Source organism: Streptomyces sp. NBC_01669, assembly GCF_026339735.1.
GTDB classification, from domain to species: Bacteria; Actinomycetota; Actinomycetes; order Streptomycetales; family Streptomycetaceae; genus Streptomyces; species Streptomyces yanii.
In genome coordinates, this window is the sequence record NZ_JAPEQG010000002.1 from 479,254 (window position 1) to 490,230 (window position 10,977).

Here is a 10,977-nt window from a genome sequence, read left to right on the forward strand (position 1 = left end):
TCGTGTGAAGGGCGACAAGCGCGTGCCGTACGTCATCACCGACGCCTGCGTCGACGTCATGGACAAGTCCTGCATGGAAGAGTGCCCGGCAGACTGCATCTACGAGGGCGACCGGATGCTCTACATCCAGCCCGACGAATGCGTCGAGTGCGGGCGCTGCGAACCCGTCTGCCCGCAGATCTCCATCTACCACCACGAAGACCTGCCCGCGCACAACAAGCACTTCGAGCAGGTCAACGCCGAGTTCTTCACCCTCGGCACCCCACCCCTCGGCTCCCCCGGCGGAGCCCGCAAAACAGGCCGCGTCGGCCACGACCACCCCGAGGTGGCGGCGTGAGCGGCCACGCGGCCACGGACGCCGCCGCCGAGGTGTCCGTCGACCTGCTCATCGTGGGCGCCGGTCCGACCGGGCTGTACGGCGCGTACTACGCCGGTTTCCGCGGCATGAGCGTGGCGGTCGCCGACGCGCTGCCCGAGGTGGGCGGACAGATCGCCGCGCTCTATCCCGAGAAGCTCATCTACGACGTGGCCGGCTTCCCCGCCGTCCGCGGCCAGGAGCTGGTGGACCGGCTGGCCGAACAGGCCGACCAGTGGAACCCCACCTATCTGCTCGGACACGGGGTCACCGAGCTGGACGACACCGCCGAGGGCATCGTCGCCGCCACCGACACCGGTACGCGGATCACCGCGGGTGCGGTGCTCGTGTGCGGCGGGATCGGCAACTTCATCCCCCGCGAACTCCCGGTGGGCTCCGAGTACCTGGACCGGGGGCTGCGGTACTTCGTACCGCGTCTGGACGAACTCGGGGGACAGGACGTCGTGGTGGTCGGCGGCGGTGACTCCGCCCTCGACTGGGCGCTGTCCCTGGAACCCATCGCCGCGTCGGTGACGCTGGTGCACCGGCGTGCCCGGTTCCGGGCCCATGAACGTACTGTCGAGCAGGTTCACGCCTCCTCGGTGCGGGTCCTCACTCCCTACGAGGTCGAGAAGATCCACGGCGACGGCGCGGTGTCGGAGGTCGTGGTCGCCACCTCCGACGGCGACCGGATCACTCTGCCCGCCCAGACCGTGGTGGCCGCGCTCGGCTTCATCGCCGACCTCGGCCCTATCGAGCGGTGGGGACTGGAACTACGCCGTCGGCGCATCCTCGTCGACCGCACCATGCGGTCGAGCCGGGAGCGGGTGTACGCGGCCGGTGACATCGCCGACCACGACGGCAAGGTCACCCTCATCTCGATCGGTTTCGGCGAGGCGGCTCTCGCCGTCAACCACGTCGCCGCCCTGCTGGACCCGGCCCGTTCGATCACGCCCGGGCACTCCTCCGACGCGTGAGTCCGCGCACCGGACCACCGCCCGGGCACGCCGCGGCGCAGGGGCTCTCGCGCCCCCGCCGTTACACTCCCCCTTACCACTACTCTATTCAATACGGCGTTTCATTTAGTGTCTTATGGCAAGCCAAGTGCGATTGGGAGCGATACGTTCATGCCCACAAAGGCGCAGCGCGGCACCGGCGAACAGGACGGCCCGGACAGGACCGCCCCGACGATCCAGACGGTGCAGCGTGCGGCCCTGATCCTCGGATCGTTCACGGTCGGCAAGCCGCACATGAGCCTCAACGAGATCACCGCGCGTCTCGGGGCGAGCAAGGCGACCGCGCACCGCTACACGAAGGCGCTGCGGGCGGCGAATCTACTCCGGTACGACGAGCGCACCTCGCTGTACTCACTCGGTCCCCAGGTACTCACGCTCGCCTCGGCGGCGCGGGCCGGTCTGCCGATCGTGGCCGCCGCCGAGCCGTACATGAAGGATCTGGTCCGGCGTATCGACGAGACGATCGTACTGTCGGTCTGGGACGGTGAGTCGGCGACCGTGGTGCGCTCGGTGGACAACACCGACCACATGGTGCGCATCAGTGTCCGGGTCGGTTCGCGCCTGAACCTCACGTCCTCGGCACAGGGGCGCGTCTTCCTCGCGCTGCTGCCCCCGGAGCAGGTGCCGACCCTGCCGCGTTCCGTCCGCAACTCGCCCGAACTCAACGAGGAGCTGGAGGCCATCCGGCAGCACGGGCTGTCAGTCAACTCCCCCACGGTCAACGGAGTCCGCACCGTCGCGGCGCCGATCTTCGAGGGGGACAAGATCAGCGGGACGCTCGCGATCGTCGGCACCACGGCGACCGTGCCCGACGATGTCACGTCGCCGATGGCCCAGGCACTGCTGGAGACCGCCCGCGCGTTGTCGCAGCGGCTGGGCACCCCTGACAGCGGCTGACCGTCCTACGACGGCTGAAGGCCCACCGCGGTCCGCGGTGGGCCTTCAGCCATGGTCCGTGGCGGGCCGTCCGGCGCTCAGGGCAGCAGGTCGGCTCGCGGCGGGACGAAGAAGTCGATGTTCACGCAAGGGGCCTCGGTCGGCTCCACGTAGTGCTCGCTGCCTCGGGGAACGAGCAGGAACGAGCCGGCCCGCATGTCGTGCGCGACACCGTCCACGTAGTAGTTCGCGCGCCCCTCGGCGATATGGACCAGTTGGTCGAAGTCCTCGTGCCGGTGCGGGTTGAGTTCCATACCGACCTGCAGCTCGTGGTGGCAGATCATCACTTCGTCCGTCGCGTAGACGCGGCGACGTACCCCGGCCCGCACCTGGGTCGCCGGCAGCTCGTCCCAGCTGACGACGGTGTTGACCAGCGCTGCGTTGCGTGTGCTCATCGAGCTTCCTCTCCGGCGGTCGCCCGTAGGCCGGCCGCCAGCATCTGCAGGTCCGAACCGACCACGAGGTAGCCGGCGTCATCGAGGCCCAGGTCCGCCGCGGCGGCCCGGGTCGGCGCCCACCCTCCGAACGCCACCCCCGCGGAACGGGCGGCGCCGTTCACCCGGTTCACCGCGGCGCGCAGCACCGCCGGGTCCGTCGGCAGACCCAGGTCGACCGCGAGGTCGGTGCTGCCGACGAAACACACGTCGAGAGCGGCGACCAGCTCCGGCAGAGGGTCGGTCCGCGCGGTCTCGATCTGGCCCACGAGCACCGGCGGGTCGTCCTGCTCGGCGCGGAGAAACCCGCCCAGCGGGGCCGCACCGAACCGGGCGGCCCGGTTGGCAAGGCTCACGGAGCGGCGGCCGGCCGGAGCGAACCGAGTGGCCGCCACGAGTGCCTGCGCCTGGGTGACGCGGGTGAGCATGGACAACTGGATCCCGGCCGCCCCGGCCTCCAGGAGCCGGTTGACGGCGGCGGCGTCCACCTCGGGCACCCGGACCAGGGCCGCCAGTCCGCAGGCGTCCGCGTGGCGCACCAGGTCGACGGCGTTCCGCTCGCTGAGGGTGGAGTGTTCGAGGTCGACGACGATGAACGCGAACCCGGCCGTCGCGGCCAGTTCCACCACGTCGGGCGACGCCAGCTTGACGAAGGTGCCGACGGCGGGTTTCCCCGCCGTGAGGGCCGCTCGCAGTCGGCGCCGCAGCGGATGGGCGGAACCGGTGGTCATGAGAACCTCCCCTGGGCGTGCCAGTTGGTCAGGCCGACCGCAGACCTCGCCACGGCACGATGTCGACCTCGGCGCCACCGTGCAGCACCACGGTCGGCTCCAGGCGCGGCGCGAGAATCGTGTTGCCCGCGGCGTCGGGCAGAGTGACTTCGTCGGTCTCGGTGACGACGGTGACATCGGCCCGCCCGCCGACCTCCAGGCGCCCGTAGCCCTCGGTGTCGAGCCCGAGCAGTCGCGCGGGCTCGACGGTGGCCCGCCGGACGCACTCCTCCAGCGGCGCGCCGAGCGCAACCAGCTTGGAGATGCTGGTGAGCAGGTCGAACACCGGGCCGCGCCAGTTGCGCGCACTGGTGTCGGAGCTGAGCACATCGGGCAGGAATCCGTCGGCGATCGCCCGGCGCGCCACCTCGAAGCTGAGGTTGCTCCTGCCGTGGGCGGAGTCGAACAGCACGCCGCGCTCACGGGCCGCGGTGACGGCGGGCTGCACATGGTCACCGTCGAGGATTCCGTGCGGCTTGCCGGTGTAGCAGTGCGCCACGATGTCGCCGGGGCGCAGGTGGTCCAGGACGACGGGCAGCGGCTCCGCGGTCTCGCCGATGTGCAGCATCAGCGGCAGACCGGCCTGTTCGGCCAGCGCCACGGACTTCTTCAGCAGCGACTCCCAGTTCTCGCCGACGACGTCCTCGGAGAGACGGATCTTGAAGCCGCGCACGATGTCGGGGTGGGCCTCGGCGGTCGCGAGCGCGTCCTCGGGGACCAGGGTGTCGGGGTTCAGCAGCTCACCGAATCTGAAGTCGATCAGGCCGAGCACGGAGACGTTGAGGAAGTTGACGATGCGCAGCGGGTTGGGCTCGACCACCAGCTTGCGAAAGGCCGCGAAGGTCGAGGCGCCGGCCGTGCCGGCATCCGCCGCCGCGACCACGCCGCGGCGCAGATGGGCTTCCTCGGCGGGGGCGCCGACGGCGGAGACGTGCTGGAAGATATGGGTGTGGCCCTCGACGAGGCCCGGTAGCACGGTGGAGCCGGTGACGTCGATGGCGCGGGCCGCGTCGGCCGCCAGCCCCTCGCCGATCGCGGCGATACGGTCACCGGTGACCGCCACGTCGAGCCGGGCGTTCGTGGCCGATGCCGGGTCTATGACGGTGCCGCCGGTCAGGACGAGGTCGTAGGACGGCGCAGAGGAGTGGGACATCGGTTTCTGCTCCAGGGTGAGGGGCGGTCAGCCGACCTGTTCGATCGGCCGGTGGTCGCGCGGTGAGGCGTCCGAGGGACGCACGATGCGGGTGAGGAGGGGCAGCACACCGTCCACCTCGACTCGTACCTCGTCGCCGTCGGCGAGGAAGCACGCACGGTCCTGGCCGGTGCCGGCCGGGGTTCCGGTGAGGACGACATCGCCGGGTTCGAGCGCGGCGAACCACGACAGCCTGCTGAGCAGATCGGGGATCGGGAAGATCATCCCGGCGCTCGTGTCGTCCTGCAGAAGCTCGCCGTTGACCCAGGTCCGTACGCCGATGGCGTCGCGGTCCGCGAGATCGTCGGGAGTGCGCAGCGAGGGGCCGAGCGGTGTGAACCCCGGGTAGCTCTTGGCGAGGGCGGGGATGCCTGTGGTGCGCATGACATCACGGGCCGTCATGTCGTTTGCGGCGGTGATTCCGGCGACCGCGCGCCATACCTCCGACTCGCTCGCCTGGTACAGCCGGCGCCCCACGACGACCGCGATCTCCCCCTCGTAGTCGGGTTCGGTCGCGGCCCGCGGGATCACCACCTGAGCGCCGGGTGCCGACACGCCTGACGAGGCGGCCAGGTACAGGATCGGCTGCTCGGGCAGTCCCCGGCCGGTCCGGGCCGCCTTGGACACGTAGTTGAGTCCGACGCCCCACACCGCGCGGGGGCGGCCCAACAGTGCCGTAAGGGTGACCTCTTCGAGCGGGATGCGCCGACGCACCGGGCAGGAGGCCAGACAGCGCAGCGAGCCCTCCTGCTGAAGGACCGCCCTGACGTGCGGAAATGCAGTGTCCAGCAGGGCGGCAGCCCCGTCCTCGATCCGGCCCAGGCCGGCCTGCGTCGTCACTACCTGCATGACAGGCATCTTTCAATGCGAGATGGCATCATGTCAAGCGATACGCAAGTGCGGACTGAAGGCATGCGAGGACTCCTGTCCGGACAGCGTTGGACGAGGTGCCGGAGGTGCGCCGACCTGGACGGACGCCGGTACCGGGCTCGCCGGGTTCACGGCGACTTGGTGAGGAGCATTGACAACCCTCGACGGGCGCCATAGCGTTCCGGCCCACTTGGTCGATGGGCAACAAATCGGCCAGGGGGAGCGTTTTCGGCGCTCCGCGGAGACCGTTGCATGCCGACCAGGCGTGCAACGAGCTGGCCGGCGACAGAAGTCACACAGCCAGCGGAGGTCTCTCCCATGAAGGTTGTACTCCATCAGACACACGGCGGACCTGAGGTGCTCCAGGTCGCCGAGGCCCCGGTGCCCGAACCGGGACCGGACGAGGTGCTCGTACGCGTCGCGGCCTGCGGCCTCAACCACCTCGATGTCCTGCAACGACGCGGGCCCGGGCTGATCCCCGGCTTCAAACTGCCGCACGTGAGCGGCATGGACATCGCGGGCACCGTGGCGGCGGTCGGCCCGGCGGGCAACGGGCGGGCGGGCAAGGCGGCCACGCTCGCCGAGGGCACGCGCGTCGTGGTGAACCCGGCCGTGCCGTGCAATCGTTGCGAGAACTGCGCCGCCGGAAAGGACGGCGGATGCCCGAGCGCGGGTGTCATCGGCGCCACCCTGGCCGGCGGCTACGCCGAGTACGTTCTCGTCCCGGCGGCCAATGTGCACCACGTGCCGGACGAGGTCGATCTGGTCGACGCGGCCGTCGTGCCGACGATCTGGATGACGGCCTGGCACGCGCTCATCGAGATCGGCAAGGTCCGCCTCGGCGAGACGGTGCTGATCCACGCGGCGGGCAGCGGTGTCAGCACCGCGTTGATCCAGTTGGCCAAGGCCGGCGGTGCCCGCGTGGTCACCACGGTCAGCTCGGACGCGAAGACCGACTACGCACGCGGCCTGGGTGCCGACGTCGTGGTCAACTCGACGACCGGAGACGTCGTGGCGGCCGTGCGCGAGTTCACCGGCGGGCGGGGCGCCGACCTCGTACTCGATCACGTCGGCCCGGCCACGTGGAACACCGGCATCTACAGCCTCGCGCCGCGCGGGCGACTGGTGTTCCTCGGCAACACCACGGGCAACCGGGCCGAGTTCGACCTGGTCTACGCCTACCACTTCGGGCTGCGACTGCTCGGCTCGGACCCCTACGACCGCCGCGAGTTCGCCGCGATGCTCGACGCCTACTGGGCCTCGACGTTCCGTACCCCGGTCGACAGCGAGTTCCCGCTGACGGAGGCCGCGGCGGCACAGCAGCGGATGGAGTCGCGGCGGGCCACCGGCAAGATCGTGCTGCGCCCATGAACACGACGAGCGCCACCCCGGCCGGACCGGCTCCGGTATGGGACGTGATCAATGGTTTCACGTCCTACTGGGCGCTCTCGGCCGCGCTCGACCTCGGCCTGTTCGACGCCCTGGCGGAGCACGCCGATTCCGGGAAGGGCCTGGACGCCAAGCAGTTGGCGGCCTCGATCGGTGCGGCCGAGGACGCCCCGGTAACCGTGCTGGCCGAGACGCTCGTCGCACTCGACCTGCTCGCCGCCGTCGGGAGTCGCTTCCGGCTCACGCCCGTGGCCGAGCACTACCTGGTGTCGTCCGCGCCTGCCTCCATGGCCGCACTCGTACGGCACTCCCCCGGGCCGCCGGGAGCCTGGCCGGGCCTGGCCGAAACCATCCGCACCGGCGCACCCGAGCCCGCCGTGACAGCCCACCTGACCGCGCTGTACCCGGCGCTCGTGCGCGCCACCGGCCCGACCCAGGCCCGCGTGGCGAGCGCTGTCGCCGCCGAGTTGGAGCGCCGCGGGTGGTGGCCGAGGCAACCGACGGTCGTGGACCTCGGCTGCGGCTCGGGGGCGTGGCTGACCGCACTGCTGCGCACCCGGCCCAGCGGCACGGTGATCGCGGTCGACCGGCCGAACGTGCTGCCGATCGCCGAGCAGGCGGCCAGGGAGGTCGGCCTGCGTGATCATGTGATCACCGTCGCCGGCGACTATCTGGAGGCCGATCTCCCGGTCGCCGCCGCCGATGTCGTCGTCCTGGCACATGTGCTGCGCGCCGAACCGGCCGAGCGTGCCCGGCGGTTGCTCGCCCGCGCGGTCGAACTGGCCGGTGCGGACGGGGTGGTCGTGGTCGTCGACTACACGCGTCCCGATCCGGCCCGCACCCGACACGACGACAGCGGTGGCGAGGACCACGGTGACGACGGTGTCGGCGAGGACCGCGGCGCCGTCTGTGTCGCCGCGCGCCACGAACTGCTGCTGTCCCTGACGATGCTGGCCTCGACAGCGGGGCTCGGTGTCACGGTCGCGGACCTGCGCGCGTGGGCCGAAGCGGCCGACGCCGAGCTGGTCGACTCGTTCGAGCCGGTGCCGCGCCAGCACGTCCGCCTCATCCGCTCCCGCACCCCGGAGGCCACCTCGTGAATTCCCCGAACACCACGGCACCCGCCGACACCCTGATCGTCAACACCCACGTCGTGACCATGGACGACTCCCGCCGCGTGATCAGCGACGGAGCGGTCGCCATCCGGGGCGACCTGATCGTGGCCGTCGGCAAGACCGCCGACGTGACCGCCCAGTGGCACAGCGACACCGTCATCGCCGGTGAACGGTTCGTCGTCACCCCGGGGCTGATCAATACGCATGTGCACATCACCGGCGAACCGCTCACGCGCGGTTTCGTCCCGGACGACACCCCGTTCCTGGAGAACGTCTTCGAGTGGCTCACACCGATCCACACGTACTACACCGAGGAGGACGAGCACATCTCCGCCCAGCTCGCGGCGCTGGAGATGCTCAAGAGCGGCACCACCGCGTTCCTGGAGGCCGGCACGATCCGGTTCATCGACCCGGTCGTCGAGGCCCTCAGCGAGATCGGCATTCGCGCCCGCGTCGGACCGTGGGCGTGGGATCTGGTCCCCACGCCGGAGGTGCTGCGCATGTCGACCGCACAGGCGATCACGCGCCTCGAAGACTCGATGGACCGGTACGCCTCAGTGGCCGACGGCCGTATCCAGGCATGGCCCATCGTCATCGGCCACACCTGCTGCAGCGACGAACTGTGGCGGGCGGCGAAGGCCCTGTCGATCGAGTACGGCACCGGGTTCAGCTTCCACATGTCGCCGGCGGCGATGGACCCCGAGGGGTTCCTCGCGTCGTACGGACAACGGCCGATGGTGCACCTCGACAAGCTCGGCGTGCTGGGCAACAACGTGATCCTGACCCACGCCGTTCACGTCGACGACGACGAGGTCGCGCTGCTCGCCCGCACCGGGACGAGCGTGTCGCACTGCCCGACCACGGCGCTGAAGGTGTCGTACGGCGTGACCCAGATCGGCAAGTTCCCCGAGATGGTGGAAGCCGGTGTCAATGTAGCGATCGGCACCGACGGCAACAACGCCTCGAACTACCACGACCTGATGCGCGCGACCTACCTCGTCGCCGGTCTGTTCAAGGACGCCCGGCGTGACGCCACGATCTTCCCGGCCGAGGACGCGTTCGCGATGGCCACCCGCAACGGCGCCCGCGGACTCCAGGCCGAGCACGAGATCGGCTCGATCGAGACGGGCAAGAAGGCCGACCTGGTGCTGCACGACACCAACCGGCCGGAGTGGCGGCCACTGCACAACGTCGCCAACCAGCTCGTGTGGTCGGCCGACGGGCGGGGTGTGCACACCGTGTTCGTCGACGGGCGGCGCGTCGTCGACAACTACCGCTGCACGACGATCGACGAGGACGACCTCCTGCGCCGCGCCCAGACCGCCGGTGAGGGCATCGTGGCCCGCTCCGGCCTGCCCGACCGGGCCAAGTGGCCCACCGTCTGACCGCACGGCTGCGCGTCGCGGTCGCGCCGAACGAAACGAACGACACGAACGACACGAACGAATGAGGAGAGCAGAACCATGGCAGAACTGACCGAACCCCGCTGGACCCATGTCGCCATCCCGGTCAGCGACCTGGACCAATCGATCGAGTTCTACGAGCGCATCACCCCGTTGGTGCTGGTCACCAAGAACGACGACGACAACGGGCGCAGCGCCTGGCTGTCGAACAAGGGCCAGGTCGACTCGGCGTTCGTCCTTGTCCTCGCCGAGTTCTTTCCCGAGGTCGGGGCGCGCTTCGGCATCGAGCCGGGCAAGAAGGTGCCGACGCTGGCGCCGTTCGCGCACATCGGTATCGAACTGCCCCACCGCGAGGACGTGGACGAGGTCGCGGCGAAAGCGCGCGAGACGGGCAACCTGCGGTGGGAGCCGGTGGACATGGCCGCCCACATCGGGTACATCTGCGCCGTGAACGACCCCGACGGCAACACCATCGAGTTCTCGCACAACCAGAAGGTGTTCTCGACCATCCAGGAGCTGTGGGGCTGAGCATCAGCAGTTCTGGGGCCGAGCCGGGAACCGACCGCACGCTCCTCGGCCGCCCCGCTGGTCATCGGCGGTGGCGTCGGCGATCGGGTCGGCCGAGAGCCTGCGGTGCCGGCGCTGCCATCATCCTGTTCCGCACGATCGTGTGAAGGGCGACAAGCGCGTGCCGTACGTCATCACCGACGCCTGCGTCGACGTCATGGACAAGTCCTGCATGGAAGAGTGCCCGGCAGACTGCATCTACGAGGGCGACCGGATGCTCTACATCCAGCCCGACGAATGCGTCGAGTGCGGGCGCTGCGAACCCGTCTGCCCGCAGATCTCCATCTTCCACCACGAAGACCTGCCCGCGCACAACAAGCACTTCGAGCAGGTCAACGCCGAGTTCTTCACCCTCGGCACCCCACCCCTCGGCTCCCCCGGCGGAGCCCGCAAAACAGGCCGCGTCGGCCACGACCACCCCCACGTGGGAGCGTGACCGCCACGCGACCACGGACATCTCGGACCCCGGCCGCAGCAGTTGCGGGCCGGGGTCGCGGTGTGTGCGCCTGCCCTCGCCGGTGTCTTCCCGAGGGGTGTCACGCCAGTTGGCGCCGCACCTCGCCGCTGTCCCAGTAGTCCGTGCGGCGCGTGATGAGACCGCCCGCGACGGTGAACACGAAGACCCCGCGGACGCGCACGGGGCGGTCGCCGGCCGAGCGCATCCGGAACGTCATGACGTACGGCACCGCAGCCGACTCGCCGTCGACGAGGAGTCTCTCGGGCACATAGCGCAGGTCTGCGAAGTTCTCCAGGAACCCGGTCAGGGCCGCGCGGTACTCTGCGCGGCCCTTGCGGCTCCGGCCCATCGACGAGGTGTGTTCGTTGACGAAGTCCTCGGCCACACAGGCCGCCACGGCGTCGGCGTCGTGCGCGTTCAGCGCGGCCAGGTACGCCTCGACCGTGGCGCGGGTGTCGTTCACAGTCGGCCTC

13 protein-coding genes are annotated in these 10,977 nt (G+C 70.2%); 8 read left to right on the top strand and 5 right to left on the bottom strand.

Translation table 11 applies throughout. The features are described from left to right. Positions 1-22 precede the first annotated feature (22 nt). The 3 genes from fdxA (OG972_RS43020) to OG972_RS43030 all read left to right on the top strand — a co-directional run bounded on the left by fdxA (OG972_RS43020) (position 23) and on the right by OG972_RS43030 (position 2,268). On the top strand, positions 23-337 hold the full coding sequence (gene fdxA, locus OG972_RS43020) for a ferredoxin (protein ID WP_266992972.1): 315 nt from the start codon (positions 23-25) through the stop codon (positions 335-337). After that, positions 334-1,332, top strand: a complete 999-nt coding sequence (locus OG972_RS43025; RefSeq protein WP_266991807.1) for an NAD(P)/FAD-dependent oxidoreductase — start codon at positions 334-336, stop codon at positions 1,330-1,332. The genes fdxA (OG972_RS43020) and OG972_RS43025 overlap by 4 nt, the downstream gene beginning before the upstream one ends. A gap of 150 nt (positions 1,333-1,482) precedes the next feature. Then, positions 1,483-2,268 (top strand): IclR family transcriptional regulator, encoded by a 786-nt coding sequence (locus tag OG972_RS43030; protein WP_266991808.1) that lies wholly within the window; start codon positions 1,483-1,485, stop codon positions 2,266-2,268. A gap of 77 nt (positions 2,269-2,345) precedes the next feature. On the opposite strand, the gene OG972_RS43035 is transcribed toward OG972_RS43030, so the two are convergent. From OG972_RS43035 to OG972_RS43050, 4 genes are read right to left on the bottom strand one after another with little or no spacing between them, the layout of a single operon-like run. Further along, positions 2,346-2,702 (bottom strand): cupin domain-containing protein, encoded by a 357-nt coding sequence (locus tag OG972_RS43035; RefSeq protein ID WP_266991810.1) that lies wholly within the window; start codon positions 2,700-2,702, stop codon positions 2,346-2,348. Next, on the bottom strand, positions 2,699-3,472 hold the full coding sequence (locus OG972_RS43040) for an HpcH/HpaI aldolase/citrate lyase family protein (protein ID WP_266991812.1): 774 nt from the start codon (positions 3,470-3,472) through the stop codon (positions 2,699-2,701). Before OG972_RS43040 ends, OG972_RS43035 begins: the two co-directional genes overlap by 4 nt. A gap of 28 nt (positions 3,473-3,500) precedes the next feature. After that, complete coding sequence (locus OG972_RS43045) at positions 3,501-4,664, bottom strand: amidohydrolase family protein (RefSeq protein ID WP_266991813.1); 1,164 nt, start codon at positions 4,662-4,664, stop codon at positions 3,501-3,503. Positions 4,665-4,691: 27 nt separating this feature from the next. Beyond that, complete coding sequence (locus OG972_RS43050) at positions 4,692-5,552, bottom strand: fumarylacetoacetate hydrolase family protein (RefSeq protein WP_266991815.1); 861 nt, start codon at positions 5,550-5,552, stop codon at positions 4,692-4,694. 339 nt (positions 5,553-5,891) lie between these two features. On the opposite strand from OG972_RS43050, the gene OG972_RS43055 reads away from it, so the two are divergent. The 5 genes from OG972_RS43055 (at position 5,892) to fdxA (OG972_RS43075) (ending at position 10,483) form a co-directional block, all read left to right on the top strand. After that, positions 5,892-6,944: a zinc-binding dehydrogenase gene (locus tag OG972_RS43055; RefSeq protein ID WP_266991817.1), complete on the top strand. Its 1,053-nt coding sequence runs from the start codon at positions 5,892-5,894 to the stop codon at positions 6,942-6,944. After that, positions 6,941-8,062 (top strand): methyltransferase, encoded by a 1,122-nt coding sequence (locus OG972_RS43060; RefSeq protein ID WP_266991819.1) that lies wholly within the window; start codon positions 6,941-6,943, stop codon positions 8,060-8,062. Before OG972_RS43055 ends, OG972_RS43060 begins: the two co-directional genes overlap by 4 nt. After that, the gene (locus tag OG972_RS43065; RefSeq protein ID WP_266991821.1) at positions 8,059-9,462 is read left to right on the top strand and encodes an amidohydrolase family protein; all 1,404 of its coding nucleotides are present in this window, start codon (positions 8,059-8,061) and stop codon (positions 9,460-9,462) included. The genes OG972_RS43060 and OG972_RS43065 overlap by 4 nt, the downstream gene beginning before the upstream one ends. Before the next feature lie 78 nt (positions 9,463-9,540). After that, positions 9,541-10,008: a VOC family protein gene (locus OG972_RS43070; RefSeq protein ID WP_266991823.1), complete on the top strand. Its 468-nt coding sequence runs from the start codon at positions 9,541-9,543 to the stop codon at positions 10,006-10,008. 160 nt (positions 10,009-10,168) lie between these two features. Continuing rightward, positions 10,169-10,483 carry a ferredoxin gene (gene fdxA / locus OG972_RS43075; RefSeq protein WP_266992974.1) on the top strand — a complete coding sequence of 105 codons (315 nt, stop codon included), beginning with the start codon at positions 10,169-10,171 and terminating at the stop codon, positions 10,481-10,483. 100 nt (positions 10,484-10,583) lie between these two features. Here fdxA (OG972_RS43075) and OG972_RS43080 read toward each other — a convergent pair whose 3' ends face one another. Then, positions 10,584-10,967, bottom strand: a complete 384-nt coding sequence (locus OG972_RS43080) for a nuclear transport factor 2 family protein (RefSeq protein ID WP_266991825.1) — start codon at positions 10,965-10,967, stop codon at positions 10,584-10,586. Positions 10,968-10,977: the final 10 nt, after the last annotated feature.

Coding starts and splice junctions, on each gene's coding strand:
- OG972_RS43055 (WP_266991817.1), top strand. CDS start 5,892: ATGAAGGTTGTACTCCATCAGACACACGGCGGACCTGAGGTGCTCCAG.
- OG972_RS43035 (WP_266991810.1), bottom strand. CDS start 2,702: ATGAGCACACGCAACGCAGCGCTGGTCAACACCGTCGTCAGCTGGGAC.
- OG972_RS43045 (WP_266991813.1), bottom strand. CDS start 4,664: ATGTCCCACTCCTCTGCGCCGTCCTACGACCTCGTCCTGACCGGCGGC.
- OG972_RS43070 (WP_266991823.1), top strand. CDS start 9,541: ATGGCAGAACTGACCGAACCCCGCTGGACCCATGTCGCCATCCCGGTC.
- OG972_RS43040 (WP_266991812.1), bottom strand. CDS start 3,472: ATGACCACCGGTTCCGCCCATCCGCTGCGGCGCCGACTGCGAGCGGCC.
- OG972_RS43050 (WP_266991815.1), bottom strand. CDS start 5,552: ATGCAGGTAGTGACGACGCAGGCCGGCCTGGGCCGGATCGAGGACGGG.
- OG972_RS43060 (WP_266991819.1), top strand. CDS start 6,941: ATGAACACGACGAGCGCCACCCCGGCCGGACCGGCTCCGGTATGGGAC.
- OG972_RS43030 (WP_266991808.1), top strand. CDS start 1,483: ATGCCCACAAAGGCGCAGCGCGGCACCGGCGAACAGGACGGCCCGGAC.